The sequence below is a fragment of the Corallococcus sicarius genome (genome assembly GCF_003611735.1).
Taxonomy (GTDB): domain Bacteria; phylum Myxococcota; class Myxococcia; order Myxococcales; family Myxococcaceae; genus Corallococcus; species Corallococcus sicarius.
The window spans coordinates 1-17,401 of record NZ_RAWG01000043.1; the positions used below are offsets into that span (position 1 = coordinate 1).

General features: G+C 68.4%; 13 protein-coding genes, 1 tRNA gene and 1 pseudogene. 11 read left to right on the plus strand and 4 right to left on the minus strand.

The features are described from left to right. From D7X12_RS09290 to D7X12_RS09310, 5 genes are all read left to right on the plus strand, one after another. A partial coding sequence (locus D7X12_RS09290) for a CapA family protein (RefSeq protein ID WP_147443589.1) occupies positions 1-1,046 on the plus strand: 1,046 nt, incomplete at its 5' end. A 284-nt stretch (positions 1,047-1,330) separates the two neighbouring features. After that, positions 1,331-2,422, plus strand: coding sequence for a peptide chain release factor 1 (gene prfA / locus D7X12_RS09295; protein WP_120624909.1), 1,092 nt, complete (start codon positions 1,331-1,333; stop codon positions 2,420-2,422). Continuing rightward, positions 2,419-3,282, plus strand: a complete 864-nt coding sequence (gene prmC / locus D7X12_RS09300) for a peptide chain release factor N(5)-glutamine methyltransferase (protein WP_120624910.1) — start codon at positions 2,419-2,421, stop codon at positions 3,280-3,282. The genes prfA and prmC overlap by 4 nt, the downstream gene beginning before the upstream one ends. A gap of 27 nt (positions 3,283-3,309) precedes the next feature. After that, entirely contained in the window at positions 3,310-4,581 is a 1,272-nt protein-coding gene (gene murA, locus D7X12_RS09305; RefSeq protein ID WP_120624911.1) for a UDP-N-acetylglucosamine 1-carboxyvinyltransferase, read from the plus strand. 140 nt (positions 4,582-4,721) lie between these two features. Further along, a complete protein-coding gene (locus tag D7X12_RS09310) occupies positions 4,722-5,114 on the plus strand; it encodes a zf-TFIIB domain-containing protein (RefSeq protein ID WP_120624912.1) in 393 nt (130 codons plus the stop codon). Between the two features lie 29 nt (positions 5,115-5,143). Here D7X12_RS09310 and D7X12_RS09315 read toward each other — a convergent pair whose 3' ends face one another. Then, complete coding sequence (locus D7X12_RS09315; RefSeq protein WP_244224448.1) at positions 5,144-5,989, minus strand: discoidin domain-containing protein; 846 nt, start codon at positions 5,987-5,989, stop codon at positions 5,144-5,146. A gap of 203 nt (positions 5,990-6,192) precedes the next feature. Between D7X12_RS09315 and D7X12_RS09320 the strand changes: the two genes are divergently transcribed. The 6 genes and pseudogenes from D7X12_RS09320 to D7X12_RS09340 all read left to right on the plus strand — a co-directional run bounded on the left by D7X12_RS09320 (position 6,193) and on the right by D7X12_RS09340 (position 11,594). Further along, a complete protein-coding gene (locus tag D7X12_RS09320; protein WP_120624914.1) occupies positions 6,193-8,130 on the plus strand; it encodes an ABC transporter substrate-binding protein in 1,938 nt (645 codons plus the stop codon). Positions 8,131-8,327: 197 nt separating this feature from the next. Beyond that, positions 8,328-9,470 carry a transglutaminase family protein gene (locus D7X12_RS09325; protein WP_158620014.1) on the plus strand — a complete coding sequence of 381 codons (1,143 nt, stop codon included), beginning with the start codon at positions 8,328-8,330 and terminating at the stop codon, positions 9,468-9,470. Positions 9,471-9,500: 30 nt separating this feature from the next. Beyond that, positions 9,501-10,364 (plus strand): RHS repeat-associated core domain-containing protein, encoded by an 864-nt coding sequence (locus D7X12_RS09330; RefSeq protein ID WP_120624916.1) that lies wholly within the window; start codon positions 9,501-9,503, stop codon positions 10,362-10,364. Further along, on the plus strand, positions 10,357-10,713 hold the full coding sequence (locus D7X12_RS45475) for a hypothetical protein (protein WP_439329356.1): 357 nt from the start codon (positions 10,357-10,359) through the stop codon (positions 10,711-10,713). The genes D7X12_RS09330 and D7X12_RS45475 overlap by 8 nt, the downstream gene beginning before the upstream one ends. A 68-nt stretch (positions 10,714-10,781) precedes the next feature. Continuing rightward, positions 10,782-11,329: pseudogene (locus D7X12_RS09335) on the plus strand (Imm5 family immunity protein). Between the two features lie 192 nt (positions 11,330-11,521). Then, positions 11,522-11,594, plus strand: a tRNA-Gly gene (locus D7X12_RS09340). 38 nt (positions 11,595-11,632) lie between these two features. On the opposite strand, the gene D7X12_RS09345 is transcribed toward D7X12_RS09340, so the two are convergent. The 3 genes from D7X12_RS09345 to D7X12_RS09355 all read right to left on the minus strand — a co-directional run bounded on the left by D7X12_RS09345 (position 11,633) and on the right by D7X12_RS09355 (position 17,230). Next, complete coding sequence (locus D7X12_RS09345; protein WP_120624918.1) at positions 11,633-12,877, minus strand: hypothetical protein; 1,245 nt, start codon at positions 12,875-12,877, stop codon at positions 11,633-11,635. A gap of 129 nt (positions 12,878-13,006) precedes the next feature. After that, on the minus strand, positions 13,007-14,425 hold the full coding sequence (locus D7X12_RS09350; RefSeq protein ID WP_120624919.1) for a S41 family peptidase: 1,419 nt from the start codon (positions 14,423-14,425) through the stop codon (positions 13,007-13,009). A gap of 12 nt (positions 14,426-14,437) precedes the next feature. Then, complete coding sequence (locus tag D7X12_RS09355) at positions 14,438-17,230, minus strand: winged helix-turn-helix domain-containing protein (protein WP_244224449.1); 2,793 nt, start codon at positions 17,228-17,230, stop codon at positions 14,438-14,440. Positions 17,231-17,401 lie beyond the last annotated feature (171 nt).

Genomic DNA, 17,401 nt, shown 5'->3' on the forward strand with positions numbered 1-17,401 from the left:
AGATGTGTATAAGAGAACAGGAACAGGTGCGCAAGGGCCGCTCTCGCGAGGAGATGTACGCGTACGGCTTCCGCGAGGTGAAGGCGTTCGCGACGTCCGGGGACCTGTTCGTCGTGAACCTGGAGTGCCCGTACACGGACAGCGAGGAGAAGCTGCCCAAGAACTTCAACTTCCGCGCGCGGCCGGAGCTGGTGAACGTGCTGACGGCGGGCGGCGTGGGGGTGGTGAGCCTCGCGAACAACCACATGATGGACTACGGGGCGCAGGGGCTGCTGGACACGCTCACCACCCTGGAGGCCGCGCGCATCCCCTACTTCGGCGCGGGGCGGAACCTCGCCGAGGCGCGCCGCCCGGCCATCGTCACCGCGGGCGGCCTGCGCATCGCGTTCCTGGGCTACTTCTTCCTGGGCACGCGCAACATCGAGCCGCCCCAGGTCTACGCCACGGACACCACGCCGGGCGTGGCCGGGCACTTCTCCGACGTGGAGGTGATGGAGCGGATGCTGCGCGAGGACATCGCCGCCGCGAAGGCCCAGGCGGATCTGGTGCTGCCCTTCTTCCACTGGGGCATCGAGGGCACCACCACCCCGGAGCCGTACCAGGTGCGGCTGGCGCACGCGGCCATCGACGCGGGCGCGGCGGGGGTGCTCGGCAGCCACCCCCACGTGCTCCAGTCCATGGAGCTGTACCGGGGCGCGCCGGTGGTCTACTCGCTGGGCAACTTCGTGTTCGGGGGCAACTGGAACCCCCGGGACAAGCGCAGCGCCCTGTGGAGGGCGCGCTTCTCACCGACGGGCTATCTGTCCAGTGACGTGCTGCCGCTCAGGACCGACCGCTATCCGGAGTTTCCCGTCCAGCCGGTGCCCGTGACGGGTGCCGAGGCCGAAGGGGTGATGACGCTGCTGCGGACCGCGTCGCAGGCGCCGGACCGGGGGCTGGAGCGGATGCTGCCGGCCCTGGAGCCCGGGGAGCCTGGGGCCACCGAAGCACCGGGGGAGGCAGGGGCCCGGCCGCTCCCCTCCTCCAATGTCCGAGGGGGGGAGTAGCCTGGGTGCTACTTGTTGTTGCGCTGGCCGCGCTTGAAACGGTTGCGGCGGCGCTTCAGCTGCGTCTTCCGCGTCTTGGCGCGGTTGGCGAGCTTCTTCTTGGAACGATTTCCCTTCTGTGCAGGCATGATCGAAGGCTCCGTGTTTGGGCGTGAATCGGGCCGCACCGGGCGGCGACGGGGGGCGTTCTTACATGCCCATGCCCAGACGGCCAAGGTTTTCCTTGACGCCCACGGCCCTTGCCACGGGGCGGCCAAAGGGGCAAGACGCCCCGGGACCCACGCATGATTGACAAATTGGAAGAGGTCGAGCGCCGTTTCGAGCGGCTCACGGCCGACCTGTCGAACCCTGAAATCCTCGCCGACACGGCGAAGCTCCAGAAAGTGTCCAAGGAGCGCGCCGCGCTGGAACGGCTCGTGGAGACCTTCCGGGCCTACCGCAAGGTGCTGGCGGACCTGTCCGAGGTGGAGGCCTGGCTGTCCAGCTCCGACCCGGACGAGAAGGCCTACGCGCGCGAGTCCCTGCCCGCCCTCAAGGAGCAGCGGGACGTGCAGGAAGCGGCGCTCAAAATCCTGCTGCTGCCCAAGGACCCCAATGACGAGAAGAACGTCATCCTGGAGATCCGCGCGGGCGCCGGCGGCGACGAGGCGGCCCTCTTCGCCGAAGAGGTGATGCAGATGTACCTGCGCTACGCCGACCGCAAGGGCTGGAAGGCGGACATCCTGGACATGAGCTCCGGCAACGCAGGCGGCGTGAAGGACGCCACCGTGACGCTCTCCGGGGACGCGGTGTTCAGCCAGCTCAAGTACGAGTCCGGCGTCCACCGTGTCCAGCGCGTACCGGCCACGGAGACGCAGGGGCGCATCCACACCTCCACCATCACCGTGTCGGTGATGCCGGAGGCGGAGGACGTGGACGTGCAGATCAACCCGGCGGACATCGAGATGCAGGTGATGCGCTCCACGGGCGCCGGTGGCCAGAGCGTCAACACCACGGACTCCGCGGTGCGCCTCATCCACAAGCCATCCGGCATCGTGGTGAAGTGCCAGCAGGAGAAGAGCCAGGGGAAGAACCGGGCCATGGCCCTGCGCATGCTGCGCGCGAAGCTCTACGACATGGAGCAGGAGCGCATCCGCAACGAGCGCGACTCCATGCGCCGGGGCCAGGTGGGCACGGGCGACCGCAGCGAGAAGATCCGCACCTACAACTTCCCGCAGGACCGGCTCACCGACCACCGCATCGGCCTCACCGTGCACAACCTGCCGGCCATCATGGTGGGCAACGTGGACGAGGTGATCACCGCCTGCCGCACGCACTACCAGGCGGAGGCCCTCAAGGCTCAGACGGGCAGCGGGCGCCCCTCCGGCGAAGCATGAGCGACGTCTGGACCATCCGGCGGGTCCTCACCTGGACGACGCAGCACTTCGAGAAGCGCCAGGTGGACGCCCCCCGCCTCACGACGGAGATCCTCCTCGCGCACGTGCTGAAGACGGGCCGCGTGCGCCTGTACGTGGACCTGGACCGGCCCCTGGCGAAGGAGGAGCTCACCGCGTTCCGTGCGCTGATTGAACGCCGGCTCGCCGGCGAGCCCACCAACTACCTGACGGGCACGAAGGAGTTCTACAACCGCCCCTTCAAGGTGGACGCCCGCGTGCTCATCCCCCGGCCGGAGACGGAGCTGCTGGTGGAGGCAATCCTGCACGCGGTGCCCAAGGACGCGCCTGGCCGGGTGCTGGACGTGTGCACGGGCTCCGGCTGCATCGCCATCAGCGTGGCGGCCGAGCGCCCCCAGGCCACCGTGTTCGCCACCGATTTGTCCCCGGACGCGTGCGCGCTGGCGAAGGAGAACGCCCAGGCGCTGGGCGTGGGCGACCGCGTCACCGTGCTCCAGGGCGACCTGTTCAGCCCCCTGCCCCCGGACGCGCGCTTCCAGGTGGTGGTGTCGAACCCGCCGTACATCGACTCGGGCGACATCGCCGGGCTGTCCCCGGAGGTGCGGCGCGAGCCCCGGCTGGCGCTGGATGGCGGGCCGGATGGCCTGACCGCGCTCAGGAGGGTCATCCAGGGGGCCCGGAAGGTGCTGGAGCCTGGCGGACTGCTTGCATTGGAGATGGGGGAGACCCAGGGAAGCGCCGTCCTGGAGCTCCTGCGTGCCGCGGGGTACGCGGACGCGCGCGTGGAGAAGGACCTGGAGCGGCGCGAACGCATGGCGTTCGGGACACAGCCCGCGGCCTGAGGGCCGCAGGGGTGAGGCACACAAGACATGGACAAGATCGTCATGAAGGGCGGCACCCCGCTGCACGGTGAGGTGGAGGTGTCCGGCGCGAAGAACGCGGCGCTGCCCATCCTCGCCTCCGCGCTGCTGGCGGATGGGACGACCACCTTCCGCAACGTGCCGGACCTGGCGGACGTCACCACGATGCTGGCGGTGCTGCGCACCATGGGGTGCGAGGCGGCGCGGCTGTCCGGCAAGAAGGCGGACACGTGTGAAATCAGCATCACCGGGACCATCACCCCGGAGGCCCCCTACGACCTGGTGAAGACCATGCGCGCCAGCGTCCTGGTGCTGGGGCCGCTCGTGGCGCGCTTCGGCCGGGCGCGCGTGTCCATGCCGGGCGGGTGCGCCATTGGCGCGCGCCCCATCGATCAGCACCTGAAGGGCTTGAAGGCGCTGGGCGCGGAGATCCACCTCACCGAAGGGTACGTGGAGGCCCGGGCGAAGCAGCTCAAGGGCGGGATGATCAACTTCGACGTCATCACCGTCACGGGCACGGAGAACGTGATGATGGCGGCGGTGCTCGCGAAGGGCCGCACGGTGATGGAGAACTGCGCGCGCGAGCCGGAGGTGGAGGAGCTGGCGCGGGTGCTCAACAAGATGGGCGCCAAGGTGGAGGGCGCGGGCTCGTCCGTCATCACGATTGAAGGCGTGGAGTCCCTCAACCCGGTGGACCACGCCATCCTCCCGGACCGCATCGAAGCGGGCACGCTGCTGGTGGCGGCGGCCATCAGCGGGGGCAACGTGCTGGTGAAGCACGCCCGGCCGGAGCACCTGGACGCGGTCATCGACAAGCTGCGCGAGGCGGGCTGCACGATTACGGCCGAGGGCGGCGGCCTGCGCTGCAAGGCGCCGAAGACGCTCAAGTCGGTGAACATCACCACCACGGAGCACCCGGGCTTCCCCACGGACATGCAGGCGCAGTTGATGGCGCTGATGACGGTGAGCCACGGCACGTCGGTCATCTCCGAGAACATCTTCGAGAACCGCTTCATGCACGTGCCGGAGCTGCACCGGCTGGGCGCGGACATCACCATCCAGGGGCACACGGCGGTGGTGAAGGGCGTGAAGGGCTTGAGCGGGGCGCCGGTGATGGCCACCGACCTGCGCGCCAGCGCGTCGCTCATCCTGGCCGGCCTGCGGGCGGAGGGACAGACCGAGGTCAGCCGCGTGTACCACCTGGACCGTGGGTACGAGCGCCTGGAGCGCAAGCTGCGGGGGCTGGGCGCGGACATCCGCCGTGTGAAGGAACGGGCCTGAGAACCCAAGCCCAGGGGGCTGGTTGACGGCACGTTGCCAACAGAAGCGGCGGGATGGGTTGCATCCGAATTTTTGGGCGACCTATCATTCTCCATTCACCGGGGAGCACCGCTCCCCTTTTCAGGAGAATGAGCCGCCCCATGAATTGCCCCGGTTGCAGCGTCGAGATGACTGATCTCGAGGGAGATCACGAGACGTTGCGGGAATGTAAAGAGTGCGGCGGTCTGTGGATCAACGTCGCGGACCTGAACCGGGTCCTGCTCCACAACAACCTGGGCATCCTGGAGAAGCAGGGAGGCAAGGTGGACGCCGAAGCGCTGACGGGCCAGTGCCCGGAGTGCCAGGTCGACCTGGTTCGCGTGGACGGCGGAGACCGGCAGCACCCCCTGCACTACGACACCTGCGAATCCTGCGGCGGCATCTTCCTGGAGTCGGAGTTCGCGGACGCGAACAGCGCCGAGGAAGCCGAGAAGAAGATCATCGACTTCTTCCGCGCCTTCGGTGGGAAGCAGAAGACCCGGGCCGCCATCTAGGCCGCCGCCCGGGCCCCTCCCCGGGGGGCTCAGGGATGGTTGCGGAAGTCGCTCCCCCACTCGGCGGGGAGCGCTCCGTTCAACGTCAGCGAGGCGGACGCCTTCGGTCCGTCGCTGGCGGGGCTCCGCTCGAAGGTCGCCGGCACCCGGCCCTTCTTGGGGATGTCCAGCGTCACGCGCTGGCCGGACACCGTGTAGGTGCCCGTGACGACCGTGGTGGGCTCGCGCGTCTCCAGGGGCTCCAGCGAGAAGCGCCAGGTGCCATCCACGAAGAAGGACAGGAAGCGCTCGGGGGCGCCCTCGTGGCCACCGAACCAGGTGCCCAGGAGCGGCGCCACCTTGGCGTCGTACTTGTACCGGGTGGCGAGCGAGGGAGCGTTGAGCGGCTTGCCCCCCGAGTAGAGGATGAGGTCGGTGAGGCACACCGGCGCGTCCTCCTGGGTGCCGGGGAAGCGGTCGGCGACCTCCAGGACGAAGCGCGCGCCGAACAGCGGCTGGGACAGGGGCACGGCCTGCAGGCCGCGCTTGTCCTGCACGGTGACGCTGCGGGAGGCCTCCACGCTGGTGAGGGTGAACTTGCGCACCCGGCCCTTCGCCTTGAAGGCGTCGCGGGACGTGCCGTCGCCCGTGTAGACGCGCACCTCGTCCAGCGTGACGGGGTCCTTGAAGCCGATGATGATGTTCGTGGGCTTCTCCCCTTCCGCGCACCACGCGGTGGTGTCGCGGCCATCCAGCAGGTTCAGGGGCGCATGGCGCTCCGGGCGCGAGTCCTTGTCCACGTAGGCTTCCGCCTGGGCATACCCGGGCGCGGCCGGCGCGGCGGCGAGGACGGAGGGGGAGACGAGCAGCAGGGAGGCCACGGACAGGCTTCGCATGGGGCGCATCTTGGATCGTCCCCGGGTCGGGGCTCCAGTCCGGCTGCGCACCTTCCGTCGCCACCGGACGCTGGCGCCGCTCCAGGGGCCCCGGGACGCCTCGGGAGAGGGGCCGGATGAAAGCGCCCGGGCGGGGGTTGGGGGTGCTTGACACCCGGACACCCCCGGGCCGACAAGGCGATGCGACCGAGGAGGAAGACGTGATGCGACGTTGGGGCTGGGTCTGTGTGCTGGGGCTGGGGCTGGCGGCGTGCAAGAAGGACGTGCCGCCGGAGCCGGATGCGGGCGTGGTGGAGACGGGCCCCTCGGCGCTCACCGAACAGGAGCCCAACGAGCGCCCGGACCAGGCGCAGGCCCTCACGCGCGCCAGCGTGGTGACGGCGGGGCTGACGGCGGAGCCCAACAAGCTGGACGAGGACTGGTACCGGCTGGCCCCTGGCACCCCGCGCATCGCGGACGTGACGGTGACGGGCCTGCCCGGCGGGGACATCAAGCTGGACGTCTACGACCAGGACCGCAACCGGCTGGTGGGCGTCAACAGCGACGGCGAAGGCAAGGGCGAGCGCATCCCCAACCTCTACGTGGAGAAGGAGCGCTGGGTGGTGGTGTCGCCCGTGCGCAAGGGCATGGGCGGGGCCTACACCCTGGAGGTGAAGTTCCGCGAGCCCAACGACGGCGAGGAGCGCGAGCCGAACGACCGCGCCGTGGACGCCGCCGCCCTGCCGCTGGGGCAGACGGTGACGGCGTTCCTGGGGCACTCGGGGGATGAGGACTGGTACCGGGTGGAGCTGCCCGGCGCGGGTGCACCGGAGGGTGAGGTCCCCGCGCAGGACAGCGGAGCAGCGCCGGCCCCAGGCTCGACGCCCGCGGCTCCCACGGGTGCGGCGACTCCGCCGCCGTCGGTGCCGGACGAGACGCCCGTTGTCGTCGACGATGGTGCAGCGCCCTCCCCTGCCCCGGAGGGCACGTTCGCGGGAGGGGAGCCGCCCGCCGCGCCCCCGGAGACGCCGACCACGCCTGCTGGAGAGATTGGTGGGGCGGTGGCCGCCCAGGTGGTGGACGCGGGCGCGCCGCTGCCGCCCGAGGTGCCGTCGGTCGCGCTGAAGATTGAATTGTCCGCCATCGAAGGGGTGCGTCCGGAGATCTCCGTGCTGTCCGCCGCGGAGGCGCCGCTGTTCACCCTGCAGGGCAAGGAGGGCGAGCCGCTGGCGCTGCGCAACATCGGCGTGCGGGCGACGGACCGGGTCGTCTACCTGGTGGTGAAGGGCGGCTGGGTGGGCACGGGCAAGGCGCAGCGGCGCACCTTCAACGCGCAGGTGCCGTACACGCTGACGGTGTCGCAGGAGGAGGCGGGCGCGCACGCGGAGCTGGAGCCCAACGACGAGCTGCTCAAGGCCACGCCGCTGACGGCGGCCGGCTACCGCGAGGGCTTCCTGTCGCCGAAGTCGGACGTGGACCACTTCATGCTGACGACGCGCGAGCCGGTGCTGGCCAAGGTGGAGCTGACCGGCGTGGACCGGTTGGATTTGACGCTCTCCATGGTGGAGCCGCCGCAGGGTGACGGGCAGAAGGAGACGGTGCTCCTGAAGGCCAACGACGGCGCGCTCAAGGAGCCCGAGCGGCTGAACAACGTGGCGTGCAGCGGCACCTGCTACTTCCGGGTGGAGGGGTCCTTCCGCAAGGTGGGCGGCAAGTTCGTGAAGGACTTCGAGAACGCGGACCAGCCCTACCGCATCACCGTGACGACGGTGCCGGACAACGGCAGCGAAGAGCGCGAGCCCAACAACAGCGCCGAGCGCGCGCAGGACCTGACGTTGGGCAAGGCGGTGCGCGGCACGGTGTACCCGGCGAAGGACGTGGACTACTTCCGGGTGGACCTGTCCGACCGGCCGGTGCGCACGTCGCTGACGGCCACCCTGCTGGGCATCCTCAAGGTGGACGTGGGGCTGTACCTGCACCGCGTGCAGCCGGACGGGAAGCTGACCCTCGTGCAGACGTCCGACCGGGCCAAGGGTGACCAGCCGGAGACCATCCGCTTCAGCGCCGAGCCGGGCGTGTACCTCTTCGAGGTGCGCGACGCGCGCAACCGCGAGGCCAACTTCCAGGACTCCTACCAGCTCACGGTCGAAGAGGGTGAGTAACAGCTCCTTCTCGCCATGAGCGAGAAGGGCAATCGATAGGAGCGTGGCGTCGAGCACGCCAGAAACAACATCAGGGCATCGCTCAAACACCCACTTCAATCAGGCTGGATTGGGGTGTGCCCCCTTGCCTTGCCTTGGCAAGCGAGGTGTCATAAGGCGACCTGATGCATTCTAGCCAGCGTTTGCAACTCCCTTCAGTGAAGATTGTCTTCACGTTCATAGTGGTGCTGTTGCCTCTACATTCGCGAGCAGCACCGCCGGAAGCTCCCGAAGTCCGCGTCGCAAGGGATCTATTGGCGCTGCCCGAGGAGAAGCTCAACATCGGAGAGGCTGCGCTGAAGCTTGGCGCGACGGTGGATGGGGACACAGACCTGGCCGAGGGATTGCGCATCGTGGATGCACTGGCAACCCGGGTCCAAGTGCTTGTCAGCAACCGCACCGACGCCGACTACCGCATCCGAGCCACCAATCAGGTCCTTTTCCGTGTCGCTGGCTACACCTACGACAAAGAAGACCCACTAGGGGCACGGCTGGATGCATCGTCCCTCTGGCGCCTCCTGCGCACGAAGAAGGGCAACTGCGTCAGCCTGCCCATCCTCTGGTACGCCGTCGCCGAGCGACTGGGATATCCGGTAAAAATGGTGGAGGCGCCGCAGCATTTCTTCCTGCGCTACGAATCCGGGGACGACCGCTCCAACATCGAAGCCACCTCGAATGGTGCCGAAGCCAGCGACGAACGCATTGTCCGTGAGCTGAGCGTGACGCCCAAAGCACTGAAGACTGGCGCGATGATGCGCTCGCTGACAAAGCGCGAACTGCTTGGCGCGCTCATCGCGGAAACCGCAGCCCGCCAGCTCCGTGACTGGAACATAGGACTGGGCGCGCAGTTGTCTGAACTGGCGCTCAAGGCGTATCCCAACAGCATCGCAGCTCACTGGAATCTGGCCATTGCCTACAACCACCGAGCCTCCATGCGCAACGCGTTGCGCACTCCCGGCGAAGTGGATGTACCCGGTGGGAAAGTCCAGGCGAAGGAAGACACGCGTGCGGCCCTGGCCCATGCGGAAGAGGCTACGCGCCTTGGGGCACCAGCGCCGTTGACCAGGGACTACTGGACACGCGTTTCGTCAATAGGAGGAACTGAGGTGGGCGGTACTCGGCCCACACCCAAGCCATTCGACGTAGCTTCCCTCTTGCGTCCCGGAGGGCAATCCATCCAGCTGACCCTGGACGCGCCTCCTGCTCTTTTGGAGAGTGCGCGAAGGGATCCCGGGAGCTGTATGCGCATCTGCGCGAATCTCTGTGGTCCGTCCCCAGGCAACCGCTGTGCGAATTTCTAGGATTGGAGCTTCGCCGAGGAGAAGCCGGTCATGTATCCCTTGAAACTCCGATTCCTCGCGGTCGCGCTCCTCGCGCTCCTCCCGCTGACAACCCATGCACGATGGTACCATGTAGGCACTGGCAGATTCCTGTCAGAGGACCCGCTGGGAGCGCAGTCCTTCATCTCCACTCCCACTGAACTGAACCCCTGGTCGTACGCCCGAGGCAATCCGCTTCGATACATCGACCCGACGGGCGAAGGCGTCACTCTCTTCGGGGACAATCAGGAGCAGGTAGCGCGCGAGCACCAGACAGCGCTTGAAGTCGTCAACAATTGTCAGCATGGAAGTTATGCCGAATGCGCGCTGCTTGCTTTCTATGGCGCGACACCCGTCAGCATCGTGGGCGTTCCCGTTCTCTTCGCGACCGAGAGCGGCGCCGCGCTACTGGCGGGTGGAGGGATTGTCGGTAGTGCCATCGCAGTGGACAACGCGATGGAGTGCGTCGGCGGCAATGGAGCGCTGGGTTTCACCAATAACAACGACCATTCCTGCATCGACACCCTGTTCGTCGCGGTGTCAGCGCCACAGGGGCTTTCAGGGAGCGTAGAGGTCCCACTGGGGGCCCCTGGCGTCCAGTCCACGCAAGTCATCCAGCAGAGTCGGGTGATGGCGCTCATGGACGGTTTCGGGCGCAAGGCCTCCCCCCAGCACCGTCAGTTTCTTGCCGCATTGGAAGCGCGATATCCGAGTCGTCCTGGCGGCCTGGAATTGCTGGCATCCATCCGTTCCCCAACGTCTCCTCCTGAGGCTCCAGCGACAACCCAGGAGGAAGCGGTTGCAGCCGCGCGAGCCGCATTCGCCCGTATCGTAGGACAAAGTTGGGCAAAAGAAGACAACAGCCGCAATCCCTGACGGTACAAAAACGCTCAGCGGCTGGAGTGAGAAGCCCGGATACACCCAAACAACCGAGGGGGTGCTAGAACTGTCGGACGCGATGAAGTTCCCTCTCCGAGCAAACAAGCTGCTCGATCAAGGTGTTCCTGGTCGCTATGCCGCATCCCACGCCGAGCCACAAATGAGCGTGGCGAGACCCAACGAGCCCATCGGCGTATCGAAAGAAATGTGCACGAGCTGCCAAGCCTACTTTAAAGTACTCGCAAGCCAGCGCAATGCGACACAGGTTGTCGAGGATCCAGCCGTCGTACGGATCTTCATGCCTAACGGGTCCGTAGTCGTCCTCCCAAAACCTACACTTCCATGAGCGATTTGGAATCATCCAAGACATTGGATCAGTTATTGGCGGAAGCAGACAGCTTCGTCTCCAACGCCATGGATCATGACCTGCCACTGTGGCTGCGCCGACGTATCTGGAGAGCACTGGGCCCTCCGGCGCTTCACGGCCCTGGTCATCGCCGACGGGTTGCACTGGCGCATGTGACAGCACTCAAAGTGCTTGCCTTTTGGGATGCCAGATACCCGACGGACCAAACACCGCAACGCGCCCTCGCGGCGATCCCAGCGCTCATGGAAGGAGCGTTGAGCGCGACGGAAGCGCAGAAACGATGGAACGCATCATGGGAACACATCGCCGAGCTTTCCTATGAGGAGGGCAACGATCAAACAGCATCAGCCGCAGCGTTCAGTGCTGTCCAAGCGCTTAAAACAGCGATTGAGGATGAGCTCGGACTGGATGCACCGGCAGGAGACAAGGCACAGGACAACAGCGTGGAGGCCACTGACATGGACTCCACCTTGTTCGCGGCGACCGCCGTGGCAGGAGGCCCCCCTGGGATGTGGCGGCAAGCGCCGAACGTCGCAAGCAGTTCTGGCAGTGGTGGCTGACATCCGCCGTGCCCTCAGTAGCCGGGATTACATAGAGTTCCTTGACCCTACGGGCAGCAGGCGAGGGACCGTCCTACGCGTGCCACCTGCGGAAAGCCCGTGTCGGCCTCCGGGCACGTGACCACAGCAGGCCCTGTCCGCCTGGCGACGGACAGGCCCGCGCCCGGGGCCGCTTCTTCCCGTTGACAAGGCCGGGCCTCGCCCCTACTTTGGGCCTCGCTTCGCCTGCGGTGGTAGCTCAGTTGGTAGAGCACGAGCTTCCCAAGCTCGGGGTCGAGGGTTCGAATCCCTTCCGCCGCTCACTCGTAAAGGCCGGTAGTCCTTGAGGAAACTCGGGACTACCGGCCTTCGTGTTTCCAGGGCTGGAACGCCGCCGACTGGAAGCGCGCCTCCGGGCGTCTGGCCAGCTGTCGGAGCAGCGCGTGGACCTGGTCGATGAACGGGCCGTCCGGGTCGGATTCAATGTCCGCGAGCGACCAGCGGCGGAAGCCCAGCCGGCCTCCTCGGATGCAAAGCTCGTCCGCGTGCGCGTGGTTGATGTCGCGGAGCATGAACCACACGTCCCCGCTGTGCGGCGCCAGCGCGCGCAGGGTTCCGAGCACGTCCCGGTCATAGCGGCCCAGGCGGTCCGCTGGAGACAGCTCGACGCGGAAGGGGGGCTCCGGCGGTCGTTTGACCCAGAGGGTGAACGGGCCCACCGCGTCGTGCAGGGAGAAGAGCGGGTCGCTGTCGAAATCGTACGGCTCGGGGCAGTAGACGCCCAGCGGGATGGCGGCGCCGCTGTCCCCTGGCTCGGGTGAGAGCTCGAGGATGTTCGAGAGCTGCATCTTCTCGTCCAGCAGCGCCGGCAGCACCGGCGTCTCGGGGCGAGGCGGAGCCACGAAGGGCTGGAAGAGCGGGTCCAGCGTGAGGACGTTCCACAGCTCCGGCCACTCCCGGGTGGCGACCTCCAGCGCGTCCGCCACCGTGTCCCTCACCGGGGCGCCACCGCGGACCGCGAGCACCGCCGTCCACAGCGCCACTGAAGGCTCATACGGGAAGTACCGTGGACCCACGTCGAGGTCCGGCACCGACGCCTGCTTCCGGTCCTCCTCGAAGAGCCAGTTGGACTCCGCCCACCGGGCCGCGTCCAGGGGCGCCGGCCGCGCGTCGAACCTCGCGGCGAGCAACCAGTCGAAGTCGTCCCGGGGCGGCAGGGCCACCAGCTCCCAGCCTCGCAGCTTCGCCATCCAGGAGAACTCGAAGGCGAGCAGCGGGTCCTCACTCCGGCCCCACGCGTCGACGAGCGTGTGCCGGGCCTCGGCGTCCCGTCCGAGGTGACAGAGACACACGGCCCGCCGCACCGCCCACTCCCGTGCCGGCAGCCCGGGAGCCGCGCTGTCGAGCAGCGCGAGCACGCGCTCATACCGGCGGAACGAGGACAGCACGTCGAGCAGCTCGAAGTCCTTCTCCTCGCGCAGCGCCGTCAGCAGCACCACGTCCTTCAGCCAGGAGTGTTCGACATGCAGGGTCCCCGGATACAGCGCCCCCACGGCGCGACGGCGCGTCTTGCGAGTCCAGGCGCGGGTCTCGAAGATCCTCATTGCGCGCAAGCCTACAAGGATCGGGACCTGTAGGAGACGCAGCGGCGTGTCCGCGGCCAGGGTGAGTGCCCGCCTCGTCCTGGAGCCTTCCCTGGCATTGCGTCGGCCGACGTGGCCCCTGCGGCTCGATCAGTGGCAGCTGAAGATGAGCGGGGCGAGCGCGCCCTCCACCTTGTAGGAGAAGGAGTGGCCGCTCTCCTCGGCCGAGGCGTATTCGAGGTCGCTCTGGGCCTGGAGCCACTTCATCGTCGCGGGGAGGTCCACACAGGGGTCGTTGAACTGCTCGGCGAAGCGCTTCTCGAAGGCATCCATCTTCGCGCGGCCTTCGACGACCCGCCGGGTCCGCGCGTCCACCTGCTCCTGGGTGCGGATCTCCCGTGTCTCCGGGGCGCCCAGCCAGGTGGTTCCATCAGCGAAGCGCGCCTCGATGGCCAGTCGCACGGTGTGGGAGGTCGTCGTGTCCAGCGGGACCTGGAACGTCTGCCTCTCGCGCGGATCCGCCGGGATGGGGATCTCCATGATGCGCTTCAACACCTTGCCCCCGGCATCCAGCTCCACGAGGGCGGCTTTCGCGGGACGGGGCATGAGCCGTTCGAGCCATACCTGCACCGTCAGGGGTTCCTTGTCGCCCACGAGGAACTCGTAGGGCTTCTCCAGGAACAGCACTTTCCGCTCGTAGGAGAGGGTCGCCGGCAGCGTGTCCGAACAGCTCACCGTCAGCTTCACGGGGACGTCGCGCTCCAGCGCGGGTCTGCCCTGGCAGGACATGCGGACATGCAGGGTGCGCTCCAGGGACGTCCGGGCGCGGGCACAGGCCTGGACGACGTCCCCGGCCTTCCAGAGCGGAAGGTCCAGGACGAAGCGCTTCCCCGTGCGGTCCGGGGCGTCAGGGCGCAGCGTGAGGGCCTTGAACCCCGCACCACCGCGCAGCTCCACCTTCTCCAGGGGGCTTTGGCATTCGGCATCCAGGATGAGTCGCGGGTGGACCTGGAGGCTCGTGTAGCCGCCGCCCTCCACCCCTTCGAGTCGGCCCTTCACCACATGGGCTGTCGTCTCCTGCTCGGTCTTGAGGACCGGTTGGTTCCGCGCTTCGCTGGCGAACTGCGAGAGCCGCGCGAAGTAGAGGTTCATCTGCAGCGGGGTCAGCCGCTCCAGCTGCTCCTTCGCGAGGGGGACGACGGGAAACGGGTTGTCGGGAAACGGCTCCCGACTCTGGAGGAGGACACTGCCCGGCCCGTCCGACGCCACCCTCAGCTCGAGGAGTTCCCCCGGCGGGGGCGTCAACGCGTCCTGCAGCTCGGCTTTGTTGAGCTGGGCCAGGGGCGTATTGGAGGTGAAGGGGCGGATCGGCATGGTGATGCTCAGCAGCGTCATCCCCTTCTTGAGCCCCGCCTTGTCGGCGAGGCCCTTCTTGATCACCTGGGACACGGTGACCGTCTCTCCATCGGAGCGGGCGGAGTAGCCCGCGGACTTCACCGTGACGGTGAACGGCGCCGCAGCTAGCAGCCAGGCGCCAGCGAATACGGACAGCAGGGAGTTGAGAAACATTCGAGGTACTCCTCAGAGGTTGCGTTCCAGCCGCTCCCGCGCCTTCACGATGGCCGCGGTGCGCGTCGTCACGTCGAGCTTCGCGAACACGTTGCGCAGGTGCCACTTCGTGGTGGAGAGCGCCACGTTGGAGCGCTCGCTGATCTCCTGGTTGCTCAGCCCCTGGGCCAGCAGCTTGATCATCTGGAGCTCCCGCTCGGTGAGCGGCTCCAGCGGCGCGCGGGGCAGTGCCGCGAACCCGGCCGGCCCGCCGCTGCCCAGGGACAGCAGGTCCTGGTACCGCTCGGTGTACCGGGCCGGCAGCACGTGGCTCAGCTTGCGCTGCGTGGCGGCCGCGACGATGACCTCCTGCAGCCCCGGCGTCTCGTCGAACACGCCCCGGGTGAAGCCGAACCGTGGCACCAGCGCGAACCCCCGGTTCACCGCGGCGAACGCCGCCGTGGGGTCTCCGGCGCGCCAGTGACACACCGCCAGCGCGGCCTGCAGCGCCGTCTCCCGGGCAACGCAGCCCGCGTCATGCGCGCTGGCCCGCAGCGTCTCCAGCAGCCCGTGCGCCCGGTCATGCCGCCCGCGCGCCATCAACACCCAGGCCTGCGCCACCCCCAGCTGCTCCCAGGTCTCGTCGTAGAAGCGCCGCTCGCTCCACTCGCCCCGGCGCATGCGCTCGCCCAGGCCGAACTCCTGCGCCACCGCCTTCATCCGCGCGGGGGATTGCTCCAGCAGGCCGAGGCGGATCTTCTCGCCGCAGACATGGGCCAGGAAGCGCGTCTGGTGCCCACACTCGAGCACGCTGTGCAGGTAGTCCAGCAACTGCGAGGCCTCCGCGTACTGGCCTCGAATCGACTTGATGCGGGCCAGCACCAGGTAGGCCATCGCGAAGGTCTCGAACACCGTCGCCTGGGACAGCAGCGGCAGGACCTCCATGCAGAGCGCCTCGGCCTCGGCCAGCCGGTTCTGATCGTAGCGGGTGGTGGCCAGCGCCGTCGCCGCGTTCACCCACACCGGGTTGCGCCGTCCGCGGCTCGCGCGCTCGAACGCCGCCTCGCACCGGTCCGACGCGTCCTTCATGTGGCCCTGCGCCCGGTCCGCCAGCGCGATGAGGACGTCCGTGTAGCCCACCATGTACGGGTTGTTCAGCCCCAGCGTCTCGCGCGCATTCAACGCGAACCGGCGCATCGCATTGAACCGGTTCAGCCGGAGCGCCTGGTACGCCTTCGCCGCCAGCGCCGCGCCCGCCATGAAGACGTCCGGGTCCTCGTCCCCCGGGGCCGCCTCCAGTTCGATGCCGGAGCCCGCGGCCGAGTCCGACAGGACGGCGTGCAGCAGCGCGAGCCGGGAGAGCTGCCGCGACAGCCGCTCGCGCTCCGGGTCGGGCGGCGCCGTCTGGAGCCGCCCCTGCGCGCCCCGCAGGGCCAGGGAGGCAGGCCCGAAGCCGCGGGACAGGATGAGGCACGCGATGTGCGCCACGCAGATGGCCGGTGAGCGGAGGGTCTCCTCCTCCGTCAGCTTCGTCGTCCAATGGAGCACGGAGGCGATCTCACCCTCGCGCATCCACGCCTCCACGCAGCGGACCGTGAGCTCCAGGCACCAGCCCCGGTCCCCCGAGGCGAACGCGTGCGGCAGGGCCTCGTCGGGCATCCCGTGCTCGGCGAACCACGCGCTCGCCGCGCGGTGCAGCCGGGGGATGCGGTCGCCATACGTGCACGCGAGCTGGGTGCGCAGGAAGTCGAGGAACAGCGGGTGGTAGCGGTACCACTGGTGCTGCGTGTCGAGCGACTGGATGAACAACTGCGCCCGCTCCAGCTCCGCCAGCAGCGCCGCCCCGTGGGTGATGCCCAGCAGCGCGTTGCACAACTCCCCGTTGAGCCGATCCACCACCGAGCTCAGCACCAGGAACGCGTGCACCTCCTCCGTCTGCTCGCGCAGCACCACGTCCGCGAGGTACCTCGCCACGTCGTGGTTGGAGCCGACGGCCTTGCGGAGCGCGTCGCTCACGCTGGCGTGCTCGCCCGCCGTCAGCAGGGCCAGCTTCACGCCGGCCACCCAGCCCTCGGTGCGCGCGCGCAGGTACTCGACGTCCTCGGGCGCGAGCGCGGCGCTGCACAGGCGCTGGCCCAGCTCCTGGATGGCCTCCCCATCCAGGCTCAGGTCGCGGCTGTCGAGCGTCACCAGCTGCTCGGTGAGCTTCAGCTTCGCCAGGTCCAGTTCGGGCGGGCTGCGCGACGAGACCATCCAGTGGACGTGCGGCGGAGCGTGGTCCAGCAGGTACGAGAAGGCCCGCACCAACGCGCGCTCCCGCAGCACGTGGAAGTCGTCAATCACCACGACGAGCTCGCGCCCCAGGTTCCACAGACTCCGCAGCACCACCGTCGTCGCGTGGTCGAGCGGGAGCGCCACCTGCGCATCCAGCTGGCTCGCGATGTACGCGTCGAACTCCGGGGCCGTGCGGCGGATGGCCCCGACGAGGTACGAGAAGAAGCGCTCGGGCGCGTTGTCCTGCTCGTCGAGCGACAGCCACGCGAGCAACCGCGACCCGTGCACCTCGCGGTACCACTGCGTCAGCAGCGTCGTCTTGCCCGAACCCAGCGGCGCGGTCACCAGCACGAGCTTGCCGCCGACACCCCGGTCGATCTTCCGCAGCGGCGCGCTCCGCGACACGAGCACCGACGCCGTCTGCGGCGGCGACAGCTTCGTCGGCAGCAGGTGCGAGAGCGGGTCGCCCAGCGGCGCCGGGCGCTCCACGGCCCGCACCAGGGCGGGCGCTGGCGCGTAAGTGCTCCCCGGAGCATTTCGAGAGCTCGGCATGGGCACGTCCCCCCTGCGACTGATTGCAGAATCAAGTAGACCACGGGCGACGCACACGGAGACCGGGACTTTGACGCACGCAGCGTCAGGCAACGGACGACGCGACGCGCCACGGCTGGGCATCAACGCGCCGCGTCAACGCACGCGGGGTGGGTGCGCCCCCCGCCTCTC

Excerpts from the sequence above, each read along its gene's own strand:
- prfA (WP_120624909.1), top strand. The coding sequence starts at position 1,331 with ATGATTGACAAATTGGAAGAGGTCGAGCGCCGTTTCGAGCGGCTCACG.
- prmC (WP_120624910.1), top strand. The coding sequence starts at position 2,419 with ATGAGCGACGTCTGGACCATCCGGCGGGTCCTCACCTGGACGACGCAG.
- murA (WP_120624911.1), top strand. The coding sequence starts at position 3,310 with ATGGACAAGATCGTCATGAAGGGCGGCACCCCGCTGCACGGTGAGGTG.
- D7X12_RS09310 (WP_120624912.1), top strand. The coding sequence starts at position 4,722 with ATGAATTGCCCCGGTTGCAGCGTCGAGATGACTGATCTCGAGGGAGAT.
- D7X12_RS09315 (WP_244224448.1), bottom strand. The coding sequence starts at position 5,989 with ATGCGAAGCCTGTCCGTGGCCTCCCTGCTGCTCGTCTCCCCCTCCGTC.
- D7X12_RS09320 (WP_120624914.1), top strand. The coding sequence starts at position 6,193 with ATGCGACGTTGGGGCTGGGTCTGTGTGCTGGGGCTGGGGCTGGCGGCG.
- D7X12_RS09330 (WP_120624916.1), top strand. The coding sequence starts at position 9,501 with ATGTATCCCTTGAAACTCCGATTCCTCGCGGTCGCGCTCCTCGCGCTC.
- D7X12_RS09345 (WP_120624918.1), bottom strand. The coding sequence starts at position 12,877 with ATGAGGATCTTCGAGACCCGCGCCTGGACTCGCAAGACGCGCCGTCGC.
- D7X12_RS09350 (WP_120624919.1), bottom strand. The coding sequence starts at position 14,425 with ATGTTTCTCAACTCCCTGCTGTCCGTATTCGCTGGCGCCTGGCTGCTA.
- D7X12_RS09355 (WP_244224449.1), bottom strand. The coding sequence starts at position 17,230 with ATGCCGAGCTCTCGAAATGCTCCGGGGAGCACTTACGCGCCAGCGCCC.